Here is a 25453-nt window from a genome sequence, read left to right as displayed (position 1 = left end):
ACGGGTGTCCGTGCCGGGCGGCGCCGCCTGGTTGCGGGGTGGGTCAGCTGATGCCGGCGTCGGCGCAGAGCTTGGCGAAGGCGCCGGTGCAGAGCTCGTCCTTGGTGACGTAGCCGTCCGTCACGACGTCCTTCACGTTGTCCTTGTAGATCGCCTTCGGCTCCAGCAGCACGGCCGGGACGTCCCGTCCGCCCTCCGGGTCCTTGACCGTCTGACCGGTGTCCTTCTTCTCGCCCTTGGCCAGCCCGATGGCCAGCTCGGCGGCGGCGTCCGCCTCCTTCTTGACCGCCTTGTAGACCGTCATGCACTGGTCGCCGACGAGGATGTTCTGCAGGCCCTCCTTGGTGGCGTCCTGACCGGTCACCGGGACCTTGCCGTTGAGCTTGTTCTTCTTCAGCACCGAGATGGCCGCGTTGCCGAGGCCGTCGTTGGCGGCCAGCACCCCGTCGATCTTGCCGCCGGCCTTGGTGAGCTGCTGCTCGAAGATCGTGGCGGCCTGCGCGTTGTCCCAGGCCGGCACGGAGTCGTCGGCGACCTTGGTGTACTCCTTCGCGTCGAACTTCGGCTTGAGCACCGAGTCGTACCCGTTCTTGAACAGGGTCGCGTTGTTGTCGGTCGGCGAGCCGTTGAGGTAGGCGATCGAGGGGTTCTTGGCGCCCTTGTCGGTCAGGCACTTGCTCAGGCCCTCGCCCTGGAGCTTGCCGACCGCCTCGTTGTCGAAGCTGACGTAGTACTGGGCGCTGCCGCCCAGGGTCAGCCGGTCGTAGTCGATGGTGGCCACGCCCTGCGACTTGGCCTTGTCGAGCACGGCCTTGCCGGTGCCGGAGTCCAGGTTGACGATCATCAGCACGTTGACGCCGTTGGTGATCATCTGGTCGGCGATGGTCTGGAAGGCGTTCTTGTCGTTCTGGGCGTTCTGGATGTCCGAGTCGACGCCGGCCGCGTCGAAGGCCGCCTTGAGGAACTTGCGGTCCGCGCCCTCCCAGCGGGCGGAGGACTTGCTGTCGGGGAGGATCACGCCGACCTTCGGCTTCTTGTCGGTCGAGCCGCCGGCCTGGTCGGAACCGCCGTTGTCACCGCAGGCGGCCATGCTGCCGGTCGCCAGAAGACCGACGGCCGCGAAGGTGAGGAAGCCCTTGCGCATATGCATGGGTCCTTTCGGGGGTTGGGGGAGTTGTTGTCGGTGTTTTGTTGTGCCCGGCAACGTATTCCTCCCGTCCCGAGCCGCGCAAGAGAGCCGAGGTCAGAAGTTTGTTGGCGGCAGTAACAATTCAGCAACGCAACTGACACCCCTCGGTCACCGCAGGGAGAGCGCTTCCCGGGGCGGCCTCAGCGGGTGGCGATCGGCGCGGTGACGGCCCCGGTCAGCGCGACCAGGTCGGTTGGGGTGAGCTGCAGTTGCAGGCCGCGGCGCCCCGCCGAGACGTAGACCGTCGGATGCTCCAGCGCGGAGGCGTCGACGATCGTGGGCAACCGCTTGCGCTGACCGAGCGGGCTGATCCCGCCGCGGACGTACCCGGTCGCGCGCTCGGCCACCGTCCGGTCCGCCATGGCCGCCCGCTTCCCGCCGGCCGCGGCGGCGAGGGCCTTGAGGTCCAGCTCGCCGGTGACCGGCACGACCGCCACGGTCAGCCCGCCGTCGACCTCGGTGACCAGCGACTTGAACACCCGGGCCGGGGGCACCCCGAGGGCCGCCGCGACCAGGGCGCCGTAATTCGGCGCGTCCGGCGAGACGTCGTACGGGTGGGTGCTGTGCGCGATCTTCCGCTTGGTCAGCAGTGCCGTCGCCGGAGTGCCCTGTCCCGCCATGAGCGACAAGCTAACCCGGCCCCCGCCCGGCGGGCGAGCAGAAACCGCCAGGCGGGAAGCGGCCGACCGGTCGGCTCAGGCGGCCGCCGGACGGCAGATCAGCACGGTCGGCGCGCCGGCCACCCGGGTCAGCACCAGGCTGGCCGCCCCGTCGCCGGCCAGCTTCAGGTCCCGGCGCAGTTTCTCCGGCTCCAGCGCCGAGCCGCGCTTGAGGATCTCCACCCGGCCGATCCGGCGCTCCCGCAGCAGGGCGCGCAGCCGCTTCAGCGAGAACGGCAGGATGTCGGTGATCTCCAGGCAGCGGGCGAACGGGGTCGGCCGGGCCTCGTCGCCGTACAGGTAGGCGATGGTCGGGTCGGCCAGCGTCGCGTCGAGGTTGTCGGCCAGTTCGGCGACCAGGTGCGCGCGCACCACCGCCGGGTCCGGGTCGTACAGGAATCGGCGGGGTCGGCCCACCGGCGCCTCGGCGTCGCCGCTGCCGGTGAGCTGATAACAGGGAACCCCTGCTCCGGAGGCGTGAAGAAGAGGCCCTTCCTTCTCCCGGAGCACGGTGGCGCGGCGGGGCGCCTCGGCCAGTGGGCCGCACCAGAGGGTCGCCTCGACCAGGTCGCCGTCCACGCTCACCCACTCCGCCTCGGCGCCCGCCGGGATCAGCGCGTGGTCCAGCCCCGGGGCCACCTTCACCACCGTGCGCGGCACCCGTTCGGCCAGCCCCGTGACGAAGTCCCAGGGCGGCGAGTAGGCGTTCGGGTCGAAGATCCGCCGGCCGGTGCCGGCCTTCCGGCGGGCCGGGTCGCAGAAGACCCCGTCGACCCGGGTCACGTCGAACGCCGTGGCGTCCCCACACTCCACGGTGAACAGGTCGGCCAGCCCGGCCGCCTCGGCGTTCGCGGCGGCCATCGCGGCGGTCACCGGGTCCGCCTCCACCCCGTACACCCGGATGCCGGCGCGGGCCGCGGCCAGCGCGTCCGCCCCCAGGCCGCAACCCAGGTCGGCGAGCGTCGCCACGCCCGCGGCGCGCAGGCGTTCCGCCCGGCGCCGCGCCACGACCCCCCGCGTGGCCTGCTCCAGCCCCGCCCGGGTGAGGAACATGCCGGACGCCGCCGGGCCGAACTTGCCGCCCGCGCGCCGGCGCAGCTCCGCCTGGGTCAACGCCGCCGCGGCGAGCCCGGCCGGCACCCCGGCGGAGCGGAGCGCCGCCGCCGCCGTCAGCGGGTCGCCGCCGGCCACCCGCGCCGCCGCGTCGAGCGCGGCCGCCCCCTCGGGGGTACGCAGGGCGGCGAACTGGTCCAGGTCCACCCGGGCATTCTCCCGGCCACCTCCCGGGCGGCCGGCCCGGACCCCTGATGCACGTCATGATCGACCCCGGCGTGCCCGAATCAGGGCGACACGAGCTGCGGCGCGTTGGCACTCTCCTTGACGGAGTGCTAGCCGAGGAATAACCTGCGATTAGCACTCTCACCCTGAGGGTGCCAACGCCCGGGCCCTGGTGTCCGGGGGTTGAGCGCCAGGCGGACCGGCACCCGCGACGACGGCCCCGCCCGGTGGCATGTGGCAGATTGACGCTGGTCGGCGTGCCGACCGGCAACGACACCAAGTACCCCAGGAGGGTATGCCCGTGACTACCGCGACCAAGGTTGCGATCAAGCCGCTCGAGGACCGCATCGTGGTCCAGGCGAACGAGGCCGAGACCACCACCGCCTCGGGCATCGTGATCCCCGACACCGCCAAGGAGAAGCCGCAGGAGGGCACCGTCCTCGCTGTCGGCCCGGGCCGGATCGACGACAAGGGCAACCGCGTGCCGATCGACGTCAAGGTCGGCGACACCGTCCTCTACTCGAAGTACGGCGGCACCGAGGTCAAGTACGCCGGCGAGGAGTACCTGGTGCTCTCCGCCCGCGACGTCCTCGCGGTCATCGAGAAGTAAGCAACCGATCAGTGTCGTTGCCCCGGTCCGGCTCGCCGGGCCGGGGCAACGTCGCTTCGAAGGGATACAGATGGCGAAGATCCTGAGCTTCTCGGACGACGCCCGGCACCTGCTGGAGCACGGTGTCAACGCCCTCGCGGACGCGGTCAAGGTCACTCTCGGCCCGCGCGGGCGCAACGTCGTCCTGGACAAGAAGTTTGGTGCGCCCACGATCACCAACGACGGCGTGACCATCGCCAAGGAGATCGAGCTCACCAACCCGTACGAGAACCTCGGCGCGCAGCTGGTCAAGGAGGTGGCGACCAAGACCAACGACGTCGCCGGCGACGGGACCACCACCGCGACCGTGCTGGCCCAGGCCATGGTCCGCGAGGGCCTGCGCAACGTGACCGCCGGAACCAACCCGGCCGGCCTCAAGCGGGGCATCGACGCGGCGGCCGCCAAGGTCTCCGAGGCGCTGCTCGGCCGGGCCGTCGAGGTGGCCGACAAGGAGTCGATCGCGCACGTCGCGACGATCTCCGCGCAGGACGCCACCATCGGCGAGCTGATCGCCGAGGCGATGGAGCGGGTCGGCCGCGACGGTGTCATCACCGTCGAGGAGGGCTCCGCCCTCACCACCGAGCTGGAGGTGACCGAGGGTCTCCAGTTCGACAAGGGCTTCATCTCGCCGAACTTCGTCACCGACGTGGAGGGGCAGGAGGCGGTCCTGGAGGACCCGTACATCCTGATCACCACGCAGAAGATCTCGGCGATCGAAGAGCTGCTGCCGCTGCTGGAGAAGGTCCTCCAGAACAACAAGCCGCTGCTCATCATCGCCGAGGACGTCGAGGGCCAGGCCCTGTCCACGCTGGTGGTCAACGCGATCCGCAAGACCATCAAGGTCTGCGCCGTGAAGGCCCCCGGCTTCGGCGACCGCCGCAAGGCGATGCTGCAGGACATGGCGATCCTGACCGGCGCCGAGCTGGTCGCCCCGGAGCTGGGCTACAAGCTCGACCAGGTCGGCCTGGAGGTGCTCGGCACCGCCCGCCGCGTCGTGGTCGACAAGGAGAACACCACGGTCGTCGACGGTGGCGGCCAGTCCACCGAGGTCGCCGACCGGGTCGCCCAGATCCGCAAGGAGATCGAGGCCTCGGACTCCGAGTGGGACCGGGAGAAGCTGGCCGAGCGGCTGGCTAAGCTCTCCGGCGGCATCGCGGTGATCAAGGTCGGCGCGGCCACCGAGGTCGAGATGAAGGAGCGCAAGCACCGCATCGAGGACGCCATCGCCGCGACCAAGGCCGCGGTCGAGGAGGGCACGGTCCCGGGTGGCGGCGCCGCCCTGGCCCAGATCCTGCCGGTGCTCGACGACGACCTGGGCTTCACCGGTGAGGAGAAGGTCGGCGTCTCGATCGTGCGCAAGGCGCTGGTCGAGCCGCTGCGCTGGATCGCGCAGAACGCCGGCCACGACGGCTACGTGGTGGTGCAGAAGGTCGCCGGCAAGGAGTGGGGCAACGGCCTCGACGCCGCCACCGGCGAGTACGTCGACCTGGTCAAGTCCGGCATCCTCGACCCGGTGAAGGTGACCCGCAACGCGGTCACCAACGCCGCGTCGATCGCCGGCCTGCTGCTCACCACCGAGAGCCTGGTGGTGGAGAAGCCGGAGAAGGCCGAGCCGGCCGACGCCGGTCACGGCCACGGCCACGGGCACGGCCACCAGCACGGCCCGGGCTTCTGATCCCAAGCCGTACGGCCTGACGTCAGGGCACACCGCCACCCGGCGGTGTGCCCTGACCCGTATCTGCTTACGGAACGCTGACGAGGTTGGCGATGGCCCGCTCCGAGCGACGACACTGGTCGCCGTGAACAGCATGTCGCGCGGTCAGGCCGCGCTGGCCGGGGTCACGGCCGCCGCCGTCGCGATCGGCGTCGCCGAACCGGTGGCCGTCCTCACCGGCCCCCGCTCGGCCCCGCTCATCGCCGTCGGCGGGCTGGTCGTCGACGTGGTGCCGGAGCCGCTCAAGCAGTTCGCCATCGCGGTCTTCGGCCGGTACGACAAGATCGCTCTCCTGGTCGGCACGGCGGTGCTGCTGGCCGCGATCGCGGCGCTGTTCGGCGTGCTGGCGGCCCGGCGGCTCCGGATCGGCCTGGCCGGCATCGCCGCGTTCGCCGCCCTCGGGGTCGCCGCCGCGCTGACCCGGGCCGGCGCGGACGCCTTCGACGCGCTGCCCTCCCTGGTCGGCGGCCTGCTGGGGGCGTTGACGCTTTGGGCCTTCGTCGCCGGTCCGCTCGGAGAGGGCGCCAGGCCGTGGGCGTCGTCGGTCACGCCGGAGCCAGGGCCGCCCGCGCCCACGTCGTCCGCGCCCACGCCGTCCGCGCCCACGCCGCCCCCGGCCGTCGCCGCGCTCGCACGGGACGACACTCCGGCCGGGTGGGAGCCGCTCGATGGCGGCGACCACGAGTCGCGCCGACGGTTCCTGCGCGGCGTCGGCCTGCTGGCCGGCACGGCGGCGGTGGCCGGGCTGGGCGGGCACTGGCTGGCCGGGCGGCGGGGCGTCTCGGCGGCCCGGGAGGCGGTGCGGCTGCCCACGCCGGCGGCGCCCGCCCCGCCGGTGCCGGCCGGCGCGGACCTGTCGGTGAGCCGGCTCGCCCCCTTCGTCACCCCGAACCGGGAGTTCTACCGGATCGACACCGCCCTGGTGGTGCCGCAGGTGGACCCCGCGACCTGGCGGCTGCGCGTCCACGGCCGAGTGCGCAATCCGATCGAGCTGAGCTTCGACGATCTGCTCGCCCGGCCGATGGTCGAGCGCTACGTCACCCTGGCCTGCGTCTCCAACGAGGTGGGCGGCGACCTGATCGGCAACGCCCGCTGGCTGGGTGTGCCGATAAGGGAACTGCTGGACGAGGTCGAGCCGGAGGAGGGGGCGGACCAGGTGGTCGGCCGCTCGGTCGACGGCTGGACCTGCGGCACCCCCACGGCGGTGCTGCGGGACGGGCGGGACGCGCTGCTCGCGGTCGGGATGAACGGCGAGCCGCTGCCGGTCGAGCACGGCTTCCCCGTGCGGATGGTGGTGCCCGGCCTCTACGGGTACGTCTCGGCCTGCAAGTGGGTGACCGAGCTGGAGCTGACCAGCTTCGCGGACTTCGACGCGTACTGGGTGCCGCGCGGGTGGTCGGCGCAGGGGCCGATCAGGACGCAGTCCCGGATCGACACGCCGCGCCGGCGCAACCCGCTCACCGCCGGCCCGGTCACGGTCGCCGGGGTGGCCTGGGCCCAGCACCGGGGCATCCGCAACGTCGAGGTACGCGTCGACGGCGGTCCCTGGCGGGAGGCGACCCTGGCCCCGACGGTCTCGGTGGACACCTGGGTGCAGTGGTCGTGGCGCTGGGACGCCACCCCGGGGGACCACACCCTCCAGGTCCGGGCCACGGACTCAGCGGGGGAGACCCAGCCGGAGCAGCGGCGTCCGGTCGCCCCGGACGGCGCCACCGGCTGGCACACCGTCCCCGTCAAGGTCGGCTGATCCGCGCCCGTCAGGGCCGTGACAGGTCGGCTACGGTGACCCGCCGCCCGGGGATCGGGCCCACCGTCCGTCGGGTCGGCAGGATCCTCGTCTGAGGCTACGAACTTGATGTCGTGAACGACTCGGACGCGGGCACCCGCGACGCCGGCGGAGACGACCTACGTCATCAAGTTTGTGGGGACACGGGCGGCGTCCGTCCCTGCCTGGCGAGTCATCTACGTCATCAAGTTCGTAGTCCCCGCCAGGTCTCTCCAGGGCCGGCGGTGGGTCGCGCGGACGACGCCGGCGGGACGGCAGCGCCGAAAACGCGGCGAAGCCGCGCCCCGGGAGAGGAGCGCGGCGTCGCGATGGTCGGGTCGCGGTCAGGCGACCTTGCGCTGGTCCGGGACGGCGGACTTGTGCGGCCGGCCGAGGCGGGCCTCCAGCCGGGCGACGTCCACCCGGGCCTGCCGGCGGTCGGCCAGATCCTCCCAGCCGAGGGCCAGCAGCCGCAGCCGCTCCGACTCGCTGAAGCCGCCCCACACGCCGTAGGGCTCGCGGACCGCGAGGGCGTGGGCGGCGCACTCGGCGCGCACCGGGCAGGCACGGCAGACGGCCTTGGCGCCGGACTCGCGGCGCAGCCGCGACGAGCCGCGCTCGCCGTCCGGGTGGAAGAACTGCGCGCTGTCCCGCCCGCGGCAGGCACCGAGCCGCTGCCAGTCCCAGAGGTCGACAATGGGTCCGGGAAGTCTGCGTACGTTCGACATCAGCACCCCTCCTCCCGCGCGGCACCGCGGAGAAATCTTCGTGGTCAGCTCCTACCGGGGCGGTGGTCCGCGCGGGACACCGATTCCGGAGTGACCCCTCGGTACCCGGGCTTTCCCGCGCTCACACATCTGTGATCGAAAACCTCGGACAGTTGGCGGCATATGCCCCATCTGCCGGAAAAGTTCGGATGATTGCCCGGAACCTCCTCCCGAGCACACCCCGTCGTGGTCTGCTCTGAGGCGGAGAGGAGACCACTGTGCGTAGCGTTCTCGTGTGCGTTCGGACACCACTCGCAGCCCAGCACCTGACCTCCGCGGCGGCGCGGCTCGGGCTGTCGGGCGTGCTCCGGACGGCCGTCTCCGATCCCGAGGTGATGCTGCGGCTCGCCGAGCGCCAGGTCGACGTGGTGCTCGCCGACACCGCCCTCACCCGGCCGGACAGCGCCGGCTTCGTCCGGCGGGTGCTCGCCCGCGCCCCGCAGGCCGCCGTGCTGCTGCTCGGCGCCGAGGAGTCGGAGGCCGCCGCGGCCACGATCAGCGCCGGGGCGCGGGGCCTCATCCAGAACGCCGACCACGACCTGACCAGCGCGGTAGCCAAGGCCCTGCTGCTGCTCTCCGCCCCCGGGCGCACGAACCGGCACCGGGTCACCGACCCGGCCCGGGACGCCGCGGCGGTCGGTGGGCCGGCCCGGTCGGCCGCGCCGGGGCGTACCCCGGCCGGGCCCGCGTGGCCGGCGGGTGCGGCGGAGGGTCCCGGTGGGGCGCCCACGGTGGTTCCCGTGCAGCGCGGCGAGGACCCCGCCGACCCGGCGGCAGCCGAGGCGGAGCCCGCGCCGGCGGGCGGCCCGCAGCGGCCGGCGCGCACCCCGCGCAGCGCCATCGGCCTCACGGAGCGTGAGCTTCAGGTGCTGCTCGGCATGGCCGAGGGGAAGAGCAACGCGGAGATCGGGCGGGAGCTGTTCGTGTCGGAGGACACCGTCAAGACGCACGCCCGCCGGCTGTTCCGCAAGCTGGGCGCGCGCGACCGGGCGCACGCCGTGGCCGCCGGCTTCCGCGCCGGCCTGGTCGCCTGAGCCGGCGGCTCACTCCTCGGCGGAGTCGTCGGTGCCTTCGGTGAGGGTGTCGTGCACGCCGTCGGCGTAGCCGCGGGCGTAGTCCCAGCTCACGTAGTGGTCCGGGTCGGGGTCGTAGGCCGGCTCGTGCACCCGGGGCCGCCCCGAGTCGAGCAGGTGGCGCAGGTTGCCGCGGAGCAGGTCCCAGTCGAAGTAGTGCGGCTCGCGGCAGTCCTCGCACTCGATGACCAGGCCGCGGACCCCGATCGGCTGCAGCAGGGCCTGGTAGATCTCCAGGTCGGCAAGATCCTCCAGGACGTCCTGCCGCTCGATCTCGGTCAGCGGGTCGAGCGGGTCGTCCTGGCGCGGGTCGTGCAGACCGGCAGCCGGATCGGCCGGGTCGCCGTTGAACGGGTCGATGGGCTCGTCGTGCACCCCCTCACCGTAGTCCCCGACCCGCCGGAAAGTCCGCCCCGGCGACTCCCTGTGGCGCCGCCTACCCGGGCCCGCCGCTGCCGGGGGCGGAGCAGCTCAATGGGTACGATGAAGCGACGCGCCGTCTTACCGGCGTGCGCCGGTGCCCGCGCGCGCCGCCTCGCTGCAGCCCGTCCGACCAGCTCAGGGGAGCAATCGTGGAGAATTCGCCCAGCACCGAGATCCCGGCCGGCCGCGGCGGCGGTGAGCTGGGCGGCCAAATGCCCGAGCTGCCCACCGGCTCGGCCCGGCTGGTGCCGCTCGGGCTGACCTTCGACGACGTGCTCCTTCAGCCGGGCGAGTCGGACGTGGTGCCGAGCCGGGTGAACACCCGCACCATGCTCACCCGCCACATCGAGCTGAACGTCCCGCTGCTGTCCAGCGCGATGGACACCGTCACCGAGGCGCGGATGGCGATCGCCATGGCCCGCCAGGGCGGCATCGGGGTGCTGCACCGCAACCTCTCCGTGGAGGACCAGGCGCTCCAGGTCGACCTGGTCAAGCGCTCCGAGTCCGGCATGATCACCAACCCGGTGACCGCCAGCCCGGACGACACCCTCCGCGAGGTCGACGCGCTCTGCGGCCGCTACCGCATCTCCGGCGTGCCGGTGGTCGACGGGCAGGGCGAGCTGGTCGGCATCGTGACCAACCGCGACATGCGCTTCGTCTCCGACCCGGCCACCCCGGTCCGCGACATCATGACCCGGGCTCCGCTGATCACCGCCCGGGTCGGGGTGAGCAAGGACGAGGCCCTCGACCTGCTGCGGCGCCACAAGGTCGAGAAGCTGCCGATCGTCGACGAGGCCGGCAAGCTGCGCGGGCTGATCACGGTCAAGGACTTCACCAAGAGCGAGCAGTACCCGAACGCCACCAAGGACGAGGCCGGCCGGCTCCGGGTCGCCGCCGCGGTGGGCGTCGGCGAGGACGCGTACAAGCGGGCCCGCACCCTGGTCGACGCCGGGGTGGACATGCTCATCGTGGACACCGCGCACGGCCACCAGCGGGCCGTGCTGGAGATGGTCGCCCGGCTCAAGAAGGACGTCGCCATCGACATCGTGGGCGGCAACATCGCCACGTACGCGGGCGCGAAGGCGCTGGTCGACGCGGGCGCCGACGGCGTCAAGGTGGGCGTCGGCCCGGGCGCCATCTGCACCACCCGGATCGTGGCCGGGGTGGGCGTGCCGCAGATCACGGCGATCATGGAGGCCGCGCGGGCGGCCCGCCCGGCCGGCGTGCCGGTGATCGGCGACGGCGGCATCCAGTACTCGGGCGACATCGCCAAGGCGCTGGTGGCCGGCGCCGACACGGTGATGCTCGGCAGCCTGCTGGCCGGCTGCGAGGAGAGCCCGGGCGAGCTGATCTTCATCAACGGCAAGCAGTACAAGGCGTACCGGGGGATGGGCTCGCTCGGCGCGATGCAGTCCCGCGGCCAGGCCAAGTCCTACTCGAAGGACCGCTACTTCCAGCAGGACGTGACCAGCGACGAGAAGCTGGTCCCGGAGGGCGTCGAGGGGCAGGTGCCGTACCGGGGTCCGCTCGCCCAGGTCGCCCACCAGCTCACCGGCGGGCTGCGGCTGGCGATGGGCTACGCGGGTGCCGAGAGCATCCCCGAGCTGCACCAGCGCGGCCAGCTCATCCGGATCACGGCGGCCGGCCTCAAGGAGAGCCACCCGCACGACATCCAGATGACCGTCGAGGCGCCCAACTACCACACCCGCTGACCCACCACCCCCAACCACCTGGAGTCCCCCATGCGTGACGTGGTCGAGATCGGGCTGGGCAAGACCGCGCAGCGCGGCTACCACCTGGACGACATCGCCATCGTGCCGAGCCGTCGCACCCGGGACGTCGACGACGTCTCCACCGCGTGGCAGCTCGACGCCTACCAGTTCGGCATCCCCTGCGTCGCGCACCCCTCGGACGCGACCATGAGCCCCTCCTCGGCGGTGCGGCTCGGCCAGCTCGGCGGTCTCGGCGTGCTCAACGTCGAGGGCCTCTGGACCCGCTACGAGAACCCGGCCAAGGTGCTGGAGGAGCTGGGTGGCCTGGACGAGGACGCCCGGGCCACCAAGCGGCTCCAGGAGGTCTACGCGGAGCCGATCCGTCCCGACCTGATCGCCGAGCGGGTCCGCGAGCTGCGCGACGGCGGCGGCACGGTGGCCGTCCGGGTCTCCCCGCAGCACACCCTGGCGCTCGCTCCGGTGATCCTCGACGCCGGCGTGGACATCCTGGTCATCCAGGGCACCATCGTCTCCGCCGAGCACGTCTCCACCACCGACGAGCCGCTGAACCTCAAGGAGTTCATCGCCGACCTCGACCTGCCGGTCATCGTCGGTGGCTGCACCGACTACAAGACGGCGCTGCACCTGATGCGCACCGGCGCGGCCGGCGTGATCGTCGGCATCGGCGGCGACGACTGGTCCACGACCGAGTCGGTGCTCGGCATCCGGGTGCCGATGGCCACCGCCATCGCCGACGCCGCCGCGGCCCGCCGCGACTACCTCGACGAGACCGGCGGCCGGTACGTGCACCTGATCGCCGACGGCGACATGCAGACTTCCGGCGACATCGCCAAGGCGCTCGGCTGCGGGGCGGACGCCGTGATGCTCGGCGAGCCGCTGTCGCTCTGCGAGGAGGCGCCGGCCGGCGGTGCCTGGTGGCACTCGGCCGCCAGCCACCCGTCGCTGCCGCGGGGCGCGTTCGAGGTGGCCGGCGAGCCGCTCGGCTCGATGGAGAAGCTGCTCTTCGGCCCGGCCGACGAGCCGGACGGCCAGCTCAACCTCTTCGGCGGGCTGCGCCGGGCGATGGCCAAGTGCGGCTACCGCGACCTCAAGGAGTTCCAGAAGGTCGGCCTGGTCCTCGACCGCTGACCGGATGAGCGACCGTCGGCGCGGGTGGGGATTCCGATCCCACCCGCGCCGTCGCGCGTCTAGGCTCGGCGGATGACGCGGGGCCGGCCGTGGGGCGCAGCGGTGCTCGCCGTCGCGCTGCTGGCCGGCGGCTGCACCGGGGACGACGACGGGCGGTTCCACCCGGGCGCGGCGGACGTGGGCGACCCGTACGTGCCGGGGTCCGGCAACGGCGGCTACGACGTCGGGCACTACGCGCTGACGGTCCGCTACGACCCGGCTGACGACCGGCTCACCGGCGAGGCCGTCCTGACCGCCACCGCCACCAGGGCCCTGTCCCGGTTCCAGCTCGACCTGGCCGGCCTGACCGTCGACCGGGTACGCGTCGACGGCGCCCCGGCGAAGCACCGGCGTGACGGCGCCGAGCTGGTCGTCACCCCGGCGCACGGCCTGCCGGCCGGGCAGCGGTTCACCGTCGAGGTGGCGTACGGCGGGGTGCCCGAGCCGCTGCCCAGCGCCGAGCTGGGCGACGGCGGATTCCAGGCCACCGGGGACGGGGCGATCGCGCTGGGCCAGCCGGAGTCGGCGAGCACCTGGTACCCGGTCAACGACCACCCCTCCGACAAGGCCACCTACGACCTCCAGGTGACCGTCCCGGACGGGCTCGCCGCGCTGAGCAACGGGGTGCCGAAGGGGAGCGAGAGCACGGGCGGCTGGACCACCTGGCGCTGGTCCGAGGGCAGCCCGATGGCCAGCTACCTGTCCACCCTGGTGATCGGCGACTATCGGGTCGCGACGGGCACCCACGCCGGGAAGCCGATGGTCACCGCCGTCGCCGGCAAGCTGCCCGCGGACGGGCCGGCCGCCGCCTCGGTGGCCCGCACCGGCGAGATCGCCGACTTCCTGGCCGGCCGATTCGGGCCGTACCCGTTCGACGCGTACGGCGGGATCGTGGTGGCCGACGACCGGATCCGGTACGCGCTGGAGACCCAGTCCCGTCCGGTCTACGGGCCCGGCTTCTTCCGCGGCACCCGGCCGAACACCGAGGTGGTCGCCCACGAGCTGGCCCACCAGTGGTTCGGCGACAGCGTCTCGGTGGCCCGGTGGAGCGACCTCTGGCTCAACGAGGGCTTCGCCACGTACGCGGAATGGCTCTGGACCGAGCACGACGGCGGGCGCACCGTCGAGCGGGCCTTCGCCGACCGGTACGCGGTCACCGACTGGACCAGGCCCTCGGTGGACCCCGGCCGCGCCGCGATGTTCGGCGACGCGGTCTACCAGCGCGGCGCGCTGGCCGTGCACGCGCTGCGCCGCGCGGTCGGCGACGCGACCTTCTTCCGCATCCTGCGCGGCTGGCTCGCCGAGCGTCGGAACGGCACCGCCACCACGGCCGACTTCGTCGGGTACGCCGAGCGGACGGCCGGGAAACCGCTACGCCCGCTCTTCGACGCCTGGCTGGTCGGGGCGAGCGCGCCGGCCCTGCCGTGACGCGGACGTGATCGTCGCCGGTTAGGCTGCCGCGGGCGGAGCGGCCCCGGGCAGGGCCGCCACGGTTCTGGTCCGGGAGGGATCGAGGCGATGGCGCGGCGCGGCGGACGACGACGGCTCGGGCTGCTGCTCTGTGGAGCGCTGCTGCTCACCGGGTGCGGTGCGACCGAGCCGGACCGGGCCACGCCGGGGCTCACCGCGCCCAGCCCGACGTCCGAGCGCAGCTTCGCGCCGGGTGCGCCCGGCGCCGGAGACGCCTACTTCCCGAGTTACGGCAACGGCGGCTACGACGTCGCCCACTACACGGTGAAGGTGCGCTACGACCCGGCGTCCGACCGGCTCACCGGCACCACCGCCCTGCGGGCCACGGCGACCGCCAACCTGTCGGCGTTCAACCTGGATCTGGCCGGGCTGACGGTGCGTTCGGTCACCGTGGACGGAGCGAAGTCCGGCCACACCCGCGCCGGCAACGAGCTGGTCGTCACCCCGGCCACCGGTCTCACCTCCGGCAACGGCTTCGTCGCCGAGATCCGGTACGACGGCCAGCCGGCTGCGCTGGACAACGACGTGCTCGGCGAGAGCGGCTGGCTGCACACCTCCGACGGGGCGGTCGCGCTCGGCCAGCCGGAGTCGGCCAGCACCTGGTACCCGGTCAACGACCACCCCTCCGACAAGGCCACCTACGACATCGAGATCACCGTGCCGAAGGGGCTCACCGCGGTCAGCAACGGGGTCCCGAAGGGACGGAGCACCAAGGGCGGCTGGACCACCTGGCGCTGGTCCGAGGACGCCCCGATGGCCAGCTACCTGACCATGGTGGCGATCGGGAAGTTCCGGGTCACCACCGGCGAGCACAAGGGACGGCCGGTGTACAGCGCGGTCACCACGCAGGTGGCCGAGGGTGCGCCGGACCGGTCGATCGCGCGGACCGTCGAGGTGGCCGACTACCTGGAGAGCATTTTCGGGCCGTACCCGTTCGACGCGTACGGCGGGGTGGTGGTCGCCGACGACCGGATCCGGTACGCGCTGGAGACGCAGAGCCGGCCGGTCTACTCGGCCGGGTTCTTCCGGCAGGGCGACAACTCCGGCGTGGTCGCGCACGAACTGGCCCACCAGTGGTACGGCGACAGCGTCTCCCTCCAGCGCTGGCAGGACATCTGGCTCAACGAGGGGCTGGCCACGTACGCCGAGTGGCTCTGGGCCGAGCACGCCGGGGAGTCCACCGTCCAGCGCACCTTCGAGCAGAGGTACGGGGCCGCGTCGAGCCAGGTCTGGCGTACGCCGCCGGGCAAGCCGGGGTTGGCGAACCTGTTCGGCCGGTCGGTCTACGAGCGGGGCGGGATGTCCGTGCACGCGCTGCGGGTGGCGGTCGGCGACAGCGCCTTCTTCACCATCCTGCGCACCTGGGCGGCGGAGAAGAAGAACGGCAACGCCACCACCGACGAGTTCGTGGCGCTCGCCGAGCGGGTCTCCGGCAAGAAGCTCGACAAGCTCTTCGACGCCTGGCTGTACGGCACCGAGCGCCCGCCGACCCCGAAGCCGCTCTGAGTCAGGTCTTCACTCTCAGCGAGGGGTGCGCGGCCAGGTACGCGTCGGCGCTGCCGCCCCGCAGCGCGGTGAGGAACTGGCGGCCCACCGGCCGGAGCTGCTCGCCCCGGTAGGACCCGCCGCTGCCCACCGCGTCGCCGGGGAGGCCGACCAGGACGAACTTCTCCGCCGGCAGGCCGCCCAGGGCGTACGCGAAGTCGACCAGCCGGCGGCCGCCGCCGACGTACACCAGGGTCTTGCCGAGCGCGGCGACCACCTGCTCGACCCGGTCCGGGTCGCGGGCCAGCCCCTGGTCGAGGATCTTCCGGGCCAGCGCCCGGATGAGCTGCTGCTGGTGCCGCTGCCGGGTGTAGTCGCCACCGGCTGTGTAGCGCTGACGGGCGTAGTCGAGCGCCTGCCAGCCGGTCAGGTGCCGGTTGCCCGGCTGGTAGACCATCTGCGGCCCGGTGTAGGTGCTGCCGACCCGGTCCCGGTAGCGCCCGTCCGGCCGGCGGTGGATCGAGACGACCCGCTGGTCGACGTGAAGGTCCACGCCGCCGAGGGTGTCGACCAGCTTGTCGAAGCCACCGAAGGTGATCACCGCGCCGGCGTCGATGCGCAGCCCGGTGTACCGGCTGACCGTGGTGCGCAGCAGCTCGTACCCCTGGGCGGTGCTGGGGTGCTTCTTGTCGCCGGGGACCCGGCTGCCGTAGCTCATCGCGTGGGTGAGCTTGGTCCGGCCGCCCGGGTAGCCGGCCTTCGGGTAGGCCGGGATGTCGACCACCAGGTCGCGGGGGAGCGAGAAGAGGTACGCGCGGCCCAGTCCGGCCGGCACGTGCAGCACCAGCACGGCGTCGGCGTGCGGCTCCCAGCCCGGCACGCTGACCCGGGTGTCCACCCCGACCAGCAGCAGGTTGAGCGGTCCCTTCAGGTCGGCGCCGGGCGGCGGGGTGGGGCTGGAGGTCACCGGGGCCGGCGTGGTCGGCGTGGCGGGGGACGGGCTCGGCGCGGCCGGCCCGGCGACCGGGCCGGGTGACGTCCGGGAGACGAGCCGCGTGGTCACCACCGCGCCGGCGGCGACCAGTACCACGGCCACCAGGGCGGCCAGCCCGAGCAGCCACCGTCGTCGCGTCATCGTGGTCTCCTTCCCCCGTCTTCCACTCGACGCGCGACGGAGGGCCGTCGGTTGCCCGGGCGGGAATCCCGTTGGATCGAGCGCTCTGCATGATCTGCGAAAAACTCTCGCTGGCGCTATAGCTACCGGTCGGTAATGATGCGTGCATGCGGTACGACGTGGTCGTCATCGGGTCCGGTTTCGGCGGCAGCGTCACGGCGCTCCGGCTGGCCGAGAAGGGTTACACCGTCGGGGTCCTGGAGGCCGGCCGGCGCTTCGCCGACGACGAGTTCCCCCGCACCTCCTGGCGGGCGCGGCGCTTCCTGTGGGCCCCGAAGCTCGGCTGCTACGGCCTCCAGCGGATCACCCTGCTCCGCTCGGCCGACCGGAAGGCCGGCGGCGGGGTGCTGGTGCTCGCCGGCGCCGGGGTCGGCGGCGGCTCGCTGGTCTACGCGAACACGCTCTACGAGCCGCTCGACGCGTTCTACGCCGACCCGCAGTGGCGGGACATCACCGACTGGCGCGACGAACTGGCCCGCCACTACGACCAGGCGAAGCGGATGCTCGGCGTCACCGCGTACCCGATCCACACCGGGGCGGACCGGGCCATGCGGGCGGTGGCCGAGCGGATGGGGGTGGGGCACACGTTCCACTCGACGCCGGTGGGCGTGCACATCGGCCGCCCCGGTGAGCGCGTGCCCGACCCGTACTTCGGCGGGGTAGGCCCGGACCGGACGGGGTGCAGCCACTGCGGCTCGTGCATGACCGGCTGCCGGCACGGCGCGAAGAACACGCTGGTCAAGAACTACCTCTGGCTGGCCGAGCGGCTCGGCGCGCAGGTCCACCCGCTGACCACGGTGACCGCGGTACGCCCCGCCGCCGACGGCGGCTACGAGGTGCACACCGAGCGCACCGGCGCCTGGGTGCGCAAGCGCCGCCAGGTGATCCACGCCGACCAGGTGGTCTTCGCGGCCGGCGCGCTGGGCACCCAGCGGCTGCTGCACGAGATGAAGGCAACCGGGGCGCTGCCCCACCTGTCGTCCCGGCTCGGCGAGCTGACCCGCACCAACTCGGAGGCCATCCTCGGCGCCTCGGTCGGGCCCGGCCAGGCCCGGCGGCGCGGCCTCGACTTCACCGAGGGGGTGGCGATCACCAGTTCGTTCCACCCCGACCCGCAGACCCACATCGAGCCGGTCCGCTACGGCAAGGGCTCCAACGCCATGGGGCTCCTCCAGTCGCTGCTGGTCGACGGCGGCCCGCACCGGGTCCGGCGGTGGCTCGGCAGCATCGTCCGGCAGCCCGGGCTGGCCGCCCGGATGCTCTCGGTGCGCGGCTGGTCCGAGCGCACCGTGATCGCCCTGGTCATGCAGTCGGTCGACAACTCACTCACCACCCGCCTCCGGCGCGGCCGGTTCGGCCGCCGGCTGGTCTCCGGGCCGGGGCACGGCGCGCCCAACCCGACCTGGATCCCGGCCGGCAACGAGGCGGTGCGGCTGCTCGCCGAGGAGATCGACGGCACGCCCGGCGGGGCGGTCACCGAGCCGTTCAACATCCCGATGACCGCGCACATCCTGGGCGGCGCGGTGATCGGCGACAGCCCGGAGCGCGGGGTGATCGACCCGTACCACCGGGTGCACGGCCACCCGGGGCTGCACGTGGTGGACGGCGCGGCGGTGTCGGCGAACCTGGGCGTGAACCCGTCGCTGACGATCACCGCGCAGGCCGAGCGGGCCATGTCGTTCTGGCCCAACCGGGGGGAGGACGACCCCCGCCCGCCGCTCGGTGCGCCCTACCGCCGGCTCGTCCCGGTCGCGCCGAAGCAGCCCGCCGTGCCCGCCCACGCCCCTGCCGCGCTGCGCCTCTGAGCGACGCGGCGCGCGACACACCGGGGCGCGGCCCGCGCCGAGGGTGACTGTCGGTAGGGTTGCTGCACATGAGCACGCCTCGCCCCGTCCTCGTGGTGGACTTCGGAGCCCAGTACGCCCAGCTCATCGCGCGCCGCGTCCGCGAGGCGAAGGTCTACTCGGAGATCGTCCCGCATTCGATGCCGGTGTCCGAGATGCTGGCGAAGGACCCGGCCGCGATCATCCTGTCCGGCGGCCCGTCCAGCGTCTACGCGCCGGACGCCCCGCAGATCGACGCCGGGATGTTCGACACCGGGGTTCCGGTCTTCGGCATCTGCTACGGCTTCCAGGCCATGGCGCAGGCGCTCGGCGGCACCGTGGCGCGCACCGGCAACCGCGAGTACGGCGGCACCCCGCTGCGCGCCCGCCCGGAGGCCGGCGTGCTGCTCCGCGACCTCCCCGACGACCTGCCGGTGTGGATGAGCCACGGCGACTGCGTCACGGAGGCCCCGGCCGGCTTCGCGGTGACCGCCGAGTCGGCGGGCGCGCCGGTCGCCGCGTTCGAGGACCTGACCGGCCGCCGGGCCGGGGTGCAGTTCCACCCGGAGGTCGGGCACACCGCGCACGGCCAGGAGATGCTCGCCCGCTTCCTGCACGACATCGCCGGCATCGAGCCGACCTGGACGCCCGAGAACATCATCGACGAGCAGGTGGCCCGGATCCGGGCGCAGGTCGGTGACAAGGAGGTCATCTGCGGCCTCAGCGGCGGCGTCGACTCGGCGGTCGCCGCGGCGCTGGTGCACAAGGCCGTCGGCGACCAGCTCACCTGCGTCTTCGTCGACCACGGCCTGCTCCGCGCGGGCGAGGCCGAGCAGGTGGAGAAGGACTACGTCGCCGCCACCGGCATCAAGCTCAAGGTGGTCGACGCCCGCGAGCGGTTCCTCGGCGCGCTGGCCGGGGTGACCGACCCCGAGCAGAAGCGCAAGATCATCGGCCGGGAGTTCATCCGGGTCTTCGAGGCCGCCGCCCGGGAGATCGCCTCGCACGGCGACGTCGAGTTCCTGGTGCAGGGCACCCTCTACCCGGACGTCGTGGAGTCCGGCGGCGGCACCGGCACCGCCAACATCAAGAGCCACCACAACGTCGGCGGGCTGCCCGAGGACCTGAAGTTCGCCCTCGTCGAGCCGCTGCGCACGCTGTTCAAGGACGAGGTCCGCGCGCTCGGCCTGGAGCTGGGGCTGCCCGAGGCGATGGTCTGGCGGCACCCGTTCCCCGGCCCGGGCCTGGCCATCCGGATCATCGGCGCGGTCGACGAGGAGCGCCTCGCGGTGCTCCGCAAGGCCGACCTGATCGCCCGGCAGGAGCTCACCGCGGCGGGCCTCGACCGGGGCGTCTGGCAGTTCCCGGTGGTGCTCCTGGCCGACGTGCGCAGCGTCGGCGTGCAGGGCGACGGGCGCAGCTACGGGCATCCCGTGGTGCTGCGCCCGGTCTCCAGCGAGGACGCGATGACCGCCGACTGGTCCCGGCTGCCCTACGAGGTGGTGGCCCGGATCTCCACCCGGATCACCAACGAGGTCGCCGAGGTCAACCGGGTGGTCCTGGACGTGACCAGCAAGCCGCCGGGCACCATCGAGTGGGAGTGACGCCGGGTCAGGCCGCCGGCGGCGTCGGCGGCTGAGGCGCCGGCCGGGGCGCCGGCTCGGGCGTGGCCGGCGCCGCGTACGGGCCCGGGGTCGTCGGCGGGACCGGCGGCCAGCCGGGCGCGGTGCCCGGGGGATGCGGCCAGGCGGGCGCGCCCGCCGGCTCCTCGGGCATCAGGAACCACATGATCGGGTACGCCAGCGCGGCGATACCGCCGGTGAGCAGGGTGGCGACCGCGAAGGCCACCCGCACGAGGGTGGGGTCGACGGCGAAGTAGCGGCCGAGGCCGCTGGCCACGCCGGCGAGCATCCGGTCGGTGACCGGCCGGCGGAGCTGCTTGTACGGGGCCTGGGAGGGGTTCGTGGAGGTCATGTCTCCACGGTCCCGCGCGGTCCGGCGGACGACCTCGGTGACCGCCCGGACTCCTACCCTGACGCGCCCCTGAGGCGCCAGCCAAGAGTCAGGAATCTGACTCTTTTCGATGTCGGTCACGGCATCCGGGGAGAATTTCCTCCCGTGACCACCTTGCTGGAGCCGCTGCGCAGGATCGCGGCATACGCAGTTTGTGCTGATTCAGACGGCCGAGTGTTGCTGGTCCGCGCATCGGAGCGCTCCGGCACCCCCGGCACGTGGTCGCTGCCCGGCGGGGCGGTCGACCACGGTGAGGACCCCAAGCACACCGTCGTCCGGGAGACCGCCGCCGAAACCGGGCTCTCGGTCGCCGTCGCCGCCCTCCAGGACGTCCTCGCCGACATGCGGGCGCTGCCCGAGCGCGGCATCACGATCCACACCGACCGGCTGCTCTACACGGTCTCGGTGCGGGGCGGGACGCTCGCCGACCGGGTCGACCGCCCCACCGACCTGGCCCGCTGGTTCACCCTCGACGAGGCCCGGGAGCTTCCGCTGCGCTCGTTCGCGGCGCGCGCCCTGGGCCTGCCCACCTCCTCCGACGACATCGTGCCGGAGGAGGTGCCCGAGTTCCCCTCGTTCTACGCCGTCCCCGGTCCCGACGGGCTGCACCGGGCGCAGCGCTTCGCCGCGTACGCCGTGGTGACCGACCCGGAGGAGCGGGTGCTGCTCACCCGGGTCTCCGACGGCTACCCGGGCGCCGGCTGCTGGCACCTGCCCGGCGGCGGCACCGACTACGGCGAGCAGCCGGGCGCCGCCCTGATCCGGGAACTGGTCGAGGAAACCGGGCAGACCGGCCGCCTGGTCGAGCTGCTCGGGGTGGCCAGCCACCGGGACGCCGCCTCGCTCGGCCCCGAGGGCTACCCGATCGACTGGCACGGCGTACGCGCCTTCTACCGGGTGGTCGTCGACCAGCCCGCCCCGCCCACGGTGGCCGACGTCGGCGGCTCCACCTGCGAGGCCCGCTGGTTCCGCCGCGAGGAGCTGGGCGCCCTCCCCACCGACCGCCTCACCGAGGTGACCGCCGAAGCCGTCCACGCCGCCCACCTGATCTGACCCCCCCCGCCCCCTCACCCTCACCGCCGCCCCTCAACGGCGATCATGAAGTTATTGCCAGGACACGCCGAGCCGGCGGGCAATAAATTCATGATCGACGGACTGGGCGGACGGGGGAGTGGGTGCGGGTGGAGGAGCGGCGGCGGATCGGGGCGTACGGGGTGCTGCGGGACGAGCGCGGGCGGGTGTTGCTGGCGCGGGGGTCGGATGCGTGTCCCTATCCCGGGGTGTGGCAGCTGCCGGGGGGCGGGATCGAGCACGCCGAGCACCCCGCGCGGGCCGTCGAGCGCGAGTTCGCCGAGGAGACCGGGCTGGCCGTCGCGGCCGGCGCCATCCGGGCCGCGGTCGCCGACGTGGCCGCCTTCCCGGCCGACGGTGTCGCGGTGCACACCGACCGGTTGGTCTTCGAGATCGAGGCGCGCGGCGGTGAACTGCGGCCGGAGCCGGCGGGCGGCAGCGACGAGCTGGGCTGGTTCACCCCGGACGAGGCGGCGGCCGTGCCGCTGATGCCGTTCACCGCCGACCTGCTCGGGGTGCCGGTGTCGCCCCTGCCGGCGGACCTGCCCCGGGCGCTGCCGCCCGGCCCGGTCGCCCCGGACACCGACCGGCGGCAGCGCTTCGCCGCGTACGGGCTGGTCACCGACCCGGCCGGGCGGGTGCTGCTCACCATGATCGCCGACGGCTACCCGGGCGCCGGGAGGTGGCACCTCCCCGGCGGCGGCACCGACCATGGGGAGCAGCCCGCCGCCGGCCTGCTCCGCGAACTGGTCGAGGAGGCCGGCCAGCTCGGCCGGGTGGTCGACCTGCTGGCCGTGGACAACCTGCACAACCCGGCCGCGCTCGGCCCGGAGGGGCGGCCGCTGGACTGGCACGGCGTACGGGTCGTCTATCGCGTCCGGGTGGACGCCCCGACCGAGGCGGTGGTGACCGAACTCGCGGGCGGCTCCACCGCGCGGGCCGCGTGGTTCGCCCCCGACCAGGTCAGTGGCCTGCGGATGACCGAGGTGGCGGCCCGCGCAACCGGGCATCGGGGTAGCTGACGCCCGCTCACCGAGCCGCCGTGGGCCGCCTCCGGTACAGTCGGTAGGTGGGATTGGCCGACGAAAACGGGCGATGAAGCCCGAGATGGGAATAACTGAGCGGTTCGCGCGGTTAAGAGAGTTATAAGTACCGCCGGCAGCTATCGCCAATCCCCTATCCCCTGTGCAATGGTGTACTCCGCAAATGGGCTGCCGGGCCCGAAAGGTCCGGCACGAGACAGCCGGACACCCGCCCGCGTGGCGGTAACCCGATCCGGTGATGGAGGAAACGTGCCGAGAGCCCCATGGCGCCGGCGTCGTACGACTGACAGTCCGCGCCCCGCAGGGCGTCGCTGGGCGGGCCGGTTGCGCCGCAGCAGCACGTTCGCCCGCCAGGTGCTGCTGGTCCGGGTGGGCCGCCGGGACGGCGACGCCGTCACCGGGACCGACCTGGTCACTCCCGACCGCCGCTGGTCCGACCGCCAGCGTCGCCGCTACGGCCGCTACGAGGCCGAGGTCGAGGCCGTGATGCCGGTCAGCCCGGCGCTCGGCCCGGCCACGCCGGTCGACGAGTCGCCGGCCATGTCGATCCCGCTGCTGCCGGGCGAGCGCACCGCCGCCCGCCGGGCGAAGTTCGCGCTGGTCAACGCCTGCACCCTGAGCAGCCTCATGCTCGGCATGCTGGCGATCTTCCTGGCCATGCAGAGCGAGGTCCGGATCGCGGCACTCTGCCTGATCGCCTGCGTCGCGTTCGACGGCCTGGACGGGGCGCTCGCCCGCAAGCTCAATGTGGCCAGCCCGTTCGGCGCGCAGATGGACTCGCTGGCCGACATGTGCTCGTTCGGCCTCGCCGCGCCGGTCGTGGTCTACGCCTCGCTGGCCGGCTCGGTGCCGCCGGCGGCTGCCGCGGTCGCCTGCGCCCTGGTCGCGGCCTGCGCCGCCATCCGGCTCGCCCGGTTCAACGTCTCGCCCAAGGACGGCCGGTTCTTCTGCGGCGTGCCGACCACGATGGCGGCCGCAGTGCTGGCCCTGACCGTGGCGATCGGGGTGCCGGTCTCCGGCCTGGTCATGGTCGCCGGCGTGGCGCTGCTCGCCTTCGCCATGGTCTCCAGCTTCCCCTACGCGAAGCTCGCCCGGCTGGTGAAGCTGCCGCCGTGGCTCTGGCTGGCCCCGGTGGTCGGCGCGCTGGTCGACATCCGGCTCACCTTCGCCCTCGTGGTGGTGGGCTACCTGGTCAGCGGCCCGGTCCTCTGGCTCCGCCAGCGCCACACCGCCTGACCCGTACCACCGAAAAGGGGCGCCGCGAGAGCGGCGCCCCTTTTCGCGTCCGTGGGATCAGCTCCAGCGGGCGATGACCGTCGACCCGCCGACCACCTTGTCACCCGGGCCGACCAGCGGCTCGGCGGCGTCGGCCGGCAGGTAGACGTCGGTGCGCGAGCCGAACCGGATCAGGCCGAAGCGCTCGCCCCGGGCCAGCAGCGCGCCCACCGGCGCCCGCTGCACGATCCGGCGGGCGATCAGCCCGGTGCGCTGCGCCACCACCACCGTGCCGTGGTCGGTGTCCAGCACCGTGTACGCGGCCACGTTGTGCTCGGCGTCCGGCTTCATGGCGTTGACGAAGCCGCCGTCGGCGACGAAGTAGTCGACCACCTTGCCGGCCACCGGGGAGCGGTTGACGTGCACGTCCAGCACGGACAGGAAGACCGCGATCCGCAGCCACTCCCCGTCGCCGAAGCGCTCGTCGTGCAGCCGCTGCACCGAGAGGACCTGACCGTCCGCCGAGGCGACCACGGCCGACGGGTCCTCCGGCACGTCCCGCTCCGGGTCCCGGAAGAACGCCGCCACCGGGGCGGCGGCCAGCGCAGGCAGCAGCCAGAGCCGGGACTTCGGCCGGGCGGCCCGGGCCAGCGCGGCCAGGCCGAGGGTGATGCCGGCCGCGGCCACGCCGTTGGAGTCGATGTGCATGCTCCGGGTCAGCGGCACGCTCGACGGCCGGTACGCCGGCGAGAGCGAGGCGGCCAACGCGGCCGGCGCCGGAGTGGAGCGCAGGTGGTGCACGCGTACCGGCGGGGAGTTGCGCAGCACCAGGTCGGTGCGGACGCCGTGCAGCACCCCCTGCCGGTCCAGCTCGGCCCCGGCGCCCTCGGTGCGGAACAGCGGCGCGGCCACGCTCAGCACGGCCCCCTCGGCGAGGTACTTCGCCAGCCCGTCGACGGCGGCGCGGGCCTCCTCGGCCGTGCCGGTGAACGGCTCGGCCACGATCACCACCGCGGCGGCGTCCGCCTCGGCGAGGGCGTCGACCACGCGTACCCGGTCTTCCACCCAGCGGCCCTGGGCCGTGAGGTGCGCGCGGAGCGCGGCCGCGGAGGCGCCCTCCGCCGGCACGACGGTGAGCCGGTCGCCGGGGAGCAGCGCCTCGATCGCCGCGGCCAGCACCGCGGACTCCGGGGTCGCGCCGACCAGCAGGCCGGCCTTCGCGTCGTTACGCCGGGCGAACTCGCTGACGAGGGTGCGGGCGGCGCGCTCGCCGACGCGGACCGCACCGGCGGGGCCGGTGACGCGCACGGCGGGGGACTGGGTCATCTCGGACGGGCTCCTGACGAGGTAGAGACGGACGGCGGCGGAACCGACCCGGGCGTCCCGGTCGACCGGGCGCCCCGGCCGCGACCGGGGCGCCACGGGTGGGCCGGCCGGCGGAGTCGAGATCTCCACCAGCCAGCATAGGCGGCGCCGTCGGCGGCCCGCACCGCCGCGGTCAGCCGGGCCCGTCCCCGCCGCTACGCGGGCCGCCCCCCGGCCGGTCCGCCGCCTCGTCGACCACCGGCAGCTCGCGGGTGACCGGCCCGGTCGTGTCGTTCCGGCCCTCGGCCGCGGCCGGCAGCTCGCGGGTGGCCGGCCCGGTCGTGCCGTCCCGCTCCTCGGCGGCGGCCGGCAGTTCGCGGGTCACGGGCTCCGCCCGCCCCTCCGGCGCCGGCTCGACCGGGGGCAGCTCGCGGGTC

General features: G+C 73.6%; 21 protein-coding genes. 13 read left to right on the top strand and 8 right to left on the bottom strand.

The features are described 5' to 3' along the window. Positions 1–43 precede the first annotated feature (43 nt). The 3 genes from ACFYPD_RS02370 to ACFYPD_RS02360 all read right to left on the bottom strand — a co-directional run bounded on the left by ACFYPD_RS02370 (position 44) and on the right by ACFYPD_RS02360 (position 3108). Positions 44–1144 (bottom strand): sugar ABC transporter substrate-binding protein, encoded by a 1101-nt coding sequence (locus ACFYPD_RS02370; protein WP_387107899.1) that lies wholly within the window; start codon positions 1142–1144, stop codon positions 44–46. Between the two features lie 185 nt (positions 1145–1329). Beyond that, positions 1330–1809: a Cys-tRNA(Pro) deacylase gene (gene ybaK / locus ACFYPD_RS02365; RefSeq protein WP_387107897.1), complete on the bottom strand. Its 480-nt coding sequence runs from the start codon at positions 1807–1809 to the stop codon at positions 1330–1332. A gap of 75 nt (positions 1810–1884) precedes the next feature. Further along, positions 1885–3108: a methyltransferase domain-containing protein gene (locus tag ACFYPD_RS02360; protein ID WP_387107894.1), complete on the bottom strand. Its 1224-nt coding sequence runs from the start codon at positions 3106–3108 to the stop codon at positions 1885–1887. A gap of 313 nt (positions 3109–3421) precedes the next feature. Here ACFYPD_RS02360 and groES point away from each other — a divergent pair, with 313 nt between their 5' ends. From groES to ACFYPD_RS02345, 3 genes are all read left to right on the top strand, one after another. Continuing rightward, entirely contained in the window at positions 3422–3736 is a 315-nt protein-coding gene (gene groES, locus ACFYPD_RS02355) for a co-chaperone GroES (protein ID WP_018222648.1), read from the top strand. 70 nt (positions 3737–3806) lie between these two features. Continuing rightward, positions 3807–5450: a chaperonin GroEL gene (gene groL, locus ACFYPD_RS02350; protein ID WP_387107891.1), complete on the top strand. Its 1644-nt coding sequence runs from the start codon at positions 3807–3809 to the stop codon at positions 5448–5450. 124 nt (positions 5451–5574) lie between these two features. Continuing rightward, positions 5575–7236, top strand: a complete 1662-nt coding sequence (locus ACFYPD_RS02345; protein WP_387107888.1) for a molybdopterin-dependent oxidoreductase — start codon at positions 5575–5577, stop codon at positions 7234–7236. Between the two features lie 362 nt (positions 7237–7598). On the opposite strand, the gene ACFYPD_RS02340 is transcribed toward ACFYPD_RS02345, so the two are convergent. Next, the gene (locus tag ACFYPD_RS02340; protein WP_387107885.1) at positions 7599–7982 is read right to left on the bottom strand and encodes a WhiB family transcriptional regulator; all 384 of its coding nucleotides are present in this window, start codon (positions 7980–7982) and stop codon (positions 7599–7601) included. A 257-nt stretch (positions 7983–8239) separates the two neighbouring features. Between ACFYPD_RS02340 and ACFYPD_RS02335 the strand changes: the two genes are divergently transcribed. Continuing rightward, a complete protein-coding gene (locus tag ACFYPD_RS02335) occupies positions 8240–9055 on the top strand; it encodes a response regulator transcription factor (protein ID WP_387107883.1) in 816 nt (271 codons plus the stop codon). A 9-nt stretch (positions 9056–9064) separates the two neighbouring features. Here the strand turns inward: ACFYPD_RS02335 and ACFYPD_RS02330 are convergent, their stop codons facing one another. Continuing rightward, positions 9065–9469 (bottom strand): DUF5319 domain-containing protein, encoded by a 405-nt coding sequence (locus ACFYPD_RS02330; protein WP_387107880.1) that lies wholly within the window; start codon positions 9467–9469, stop codon positions 9065–9067. A gap of 197 nt (positions 9470–9666) precedes the next feature. On the opposite strand from ACFYPD_RS02330, the gene guaB reads away from it, so the two are divergent. The 4 genes from guaB (at position 9667) to ACFYPD_RS02310 (ending at position 15393) form a co-directional block, all read left to right on the top strand. Continuing rightward, entirely contained in the window at positions 9667–11229 is a 1563-nt protein-coding gene (gene guaB / locus ACFYPD_RS02325) for an IMP dehydrogenase (RefSeq protein WP_387107878.1), read from the top strand. A gap of 30 nt (positions 11230–11259) precedes the next feature. Then, a complete protein-coding gene (locus tag ACFYPD_RS02320; RefSeq protein WP_387107875.1) occupies positions 11260–12378 on the top strand; it encodes a GuaB3 family IMP dehydrogenase-related protein in 1119 nt (372 codons plus the stop codon). 72 nt (positions 12379–12450) lie between these two features. After that, positions 12451–13845, top strand: coding sequence for a M1 family metallopeptidase (locus ACFYPD_RS02315; protein WP_387107873.1), 1395 nt, complete (start codon positions 12451–12453; stop codon positions 13843–13845). A 90-nt stretch (positions 13846–13935) separates the two neighbouring features. Continuing rightward, positions 13936–15393: a M1 family metallopeptidase gene (locus tag ACFYPD_RS02310; protein WP_387107870.1), complete on the top strand. Its 1458-nt coding sequence runs from the start codon at positions 13936–13938 to the stop codon at positions 15391–15393. Position 15394: 1 nt separating this feature from the next. Here the strand turns inward: ACFYPD_RS02310 and ACFYPD_RS02305 are convergent, their stop codons facing one another. Continuing rightward, positions 15395–16507 carry an LCP family protein gene (locus tag ACFYPD_RS02305; protein ID WP_387107867.1) on the bottom strand — a complete coding sequence of 371 codons (1113 nt, stop codon included), beginning with the start codon at positions 16505–16507 and terminating at the stop codon, positions 15395–15397. A 146-nt stretch (positions 16508–16653) separates the two neighbouring features. On the opposite strand from ACFYPD_RS02305, the gene ACFYPD_RS02300 reads away from it, so the two are divergent. Together ACFYPD_RS02300 and guaA are read left to right on the top strand one after the other, a co-directional pair. Then, positions 16654–18351, top strand: coding sequence for an FAD-dependent oxidoreductase (locus ACFYPD_RS02300; protein WP_387107865.1), 1698 nt, complete (start codon positions 16654–16656; stop codon positions 18349–18351). A gap of 68 nt (positions 18352–18419) precedes the next feature. Beyond that, a complete protein-coding gene (gene guaA, locus ACFYPD_RS02295) occupies positions 18420–19973 on the top strand; it encodes a glutamine-hydrolyzing GMP synthase (RefSeq protein ID WP_387107863.1) in 1554 nt (517 codons plus the stop codon). Between the two features lie 7 nt (positions 19974–19980). Here guaA and ACFYPD_RS02290 read toward each other — a convergent pair whose 3' ends face one another. Then, positions 19981–20343 carry a PspC domain-containing protein gene (locus ACFYPD_RS02290; RefSeq protein WP_387107861.1) on the bottom strand — a complete coding sequence of 121 codons (363 nt, stop codon included), beginning with the start codon at positions 20341–20343 and terminating at the stop codon, positions 19981–19983. Positions 20344–20487: 144 nt separating this feature from the next. On the opposite strand from ACFYPD_RS02290, the gene ACFYPD_RS02285 reads away from it, so the two are divergent. From ACFYPD_RS02285 to ACFYPD_RS02275, 3 genes are all read left to right on the top strand, one after another. Further along, a complete protein-coding gene (locus ACFYPD_RS02285; protein WP_387107858.1) occupies positions 20488–21435 on the top strand; it encodes an NUDIX hydrolase in 948 nt (315 codons plus the stop codon). Between the two features lie 128 nt (positions 21436–21563). Then, a complete protein-coding gene (locus ACFYPD_RS02280) occupies positions 21564–22475 on the top strand; it encodes an NUDIX domain-containing protein (protein WP_387109152.1) in 912 nt (303 codons plus the stop codon). Positions 22476–22820: 345 nt separating this feature from the next. Beyond that, the gene (locus tag ACFYPD_RS02275) at positions 22821–23732 is read left to right on the top strand and encodes a CDP-alcohol phosphatidyltransferase family protein (protein WP_387107857.1); all 912 of its coding nucleotides are present in this window, start codon (positions 22821–22823) and stop codon (positions 23730–23732) included. A gap of 57 nt (positions 23733–23789) precedes the next feature. On the opposite strand, the gene ACFYPD_RS02270 is transcribed toward ACFYPD_RS02275, so the two are convergent. Continuing rightward, complete coding sequence (locus ACFYPD_RS02270) at positions 23790–25037, bottom strand: phosphatidylserine decarboxylase (RefSeq protein WP_387107855.1); 1248 nt, start codon at positions 25035–25037, stop codon at positions 23790–23792. Positions 25038–25453 lie beyond the last annotated feature (416 nt).

Source organism: Micromonospora sp. NPDC005299 (assembly GCF_042872345.1).
Classification (GTDB): domain Bacteria; phylum Actinomycetota; class Actinomycetes; order Mycobacteriales; family Micromonosporaceae; genus Micromonospora.
Note: the sequence above shows the minus strand (reverse complement) of the source record. Positions and strands in the feature narration are given on the sequence as shown.

Bases quoted from the DNA above. Each gene is read 5' to 3' on its own strand.
- ACFYPD_RS02370 (WP_387107899.1), bottom strand. From the start codon at position 1,144: ATGCGCAAGGGCTTCCTCACCTTCGCGGCCGTCGGTCTTCTGGCGACC.
- ybaK (WP_387107897.1), bottom strand. From the start codon at position 1,809: ATGGCGGGACAGGGCACTCCGGCGACGGCACTGCTGACCAAGCGGAAG.
- groES (WP_018222648.1), top strand. From the start codon at position 3,422: ATGCCCGTGACTACCGCGACCAAGGTTGCGATCAAGCCGCTCGAGGAC.
- groL (WP_387107891.1), top strand. From the start codon at position 3,807: ATGGCGAAGATCCTGAGCTTCTCGGACGACGCCCGGCACCTGCTGGAG.
- ACFYPD_RS02340 (WP_387107885.1), bottom strand. From the start codon at position 7,982: ATGTCGAACGTACGCAGACTTCCCGGACCCATTGTCGACCTCTGGGAC.
- ACFYPD_RS02320 (WP_387107875.1), top strand. From the start codon at position 11,260: ATGCGTGACGTGGTCGAGATCGGGCTGGGCAAGACCGCGCAGCGCGGC.
- ACFYPD_RS02315 (WP_387107873.1), top strand. From the start codon at position 12,451: ATGACGCGGGGCCGGCCGTGGGGCGCAGCGGTGCTCGCCGTCGCGCTG.
- ACFYPD_RS02310 (WP_387107870.1), top strand. From the start codon at position 13,936: ATGGCGCGGCGCGGCGGACGACGACGGCTCGGGCTGCTGCTCTGTGGA.
- ACFYPD_RS02305 (WP_387107867.1), bottom strand. From the start codon at position 16,507: ATGACGCGACGACGGTGGCTGCTCGGGCTGGCCGCCCTGGTGGCCGTG.
- ACFYPD_RS02300 (WP_387107865.1), top strand. From the start codon at position 16,654: ATGCGGTACGACGTGGTCGTCATCGGGTCCGGTTTCGGCGGCAGCGTC.
- guaA (WP_387107863.1), top strand. From the start codon at position 18,420: ATGAGCACGCCTCGCCCCGTCCTCGTGGTGGACTTCGGAGCCCAGTAC.
- ACFYPD_RS02290 (WP_387107861.1), bottom strand. From the start codon at position 20,343: ATGACCTCCACGAACCCCTCCCAGGCCCCGTACAAGCAGCTCCGCCGG.
- ACFYPD_RS02270 (WP_387107855.1), bottom strand. From the start codon at position 25,037: ATGACCCAGTCCCCCGCCGTGCGCGTCACCGGCCCCGCCGGTGCGGTC.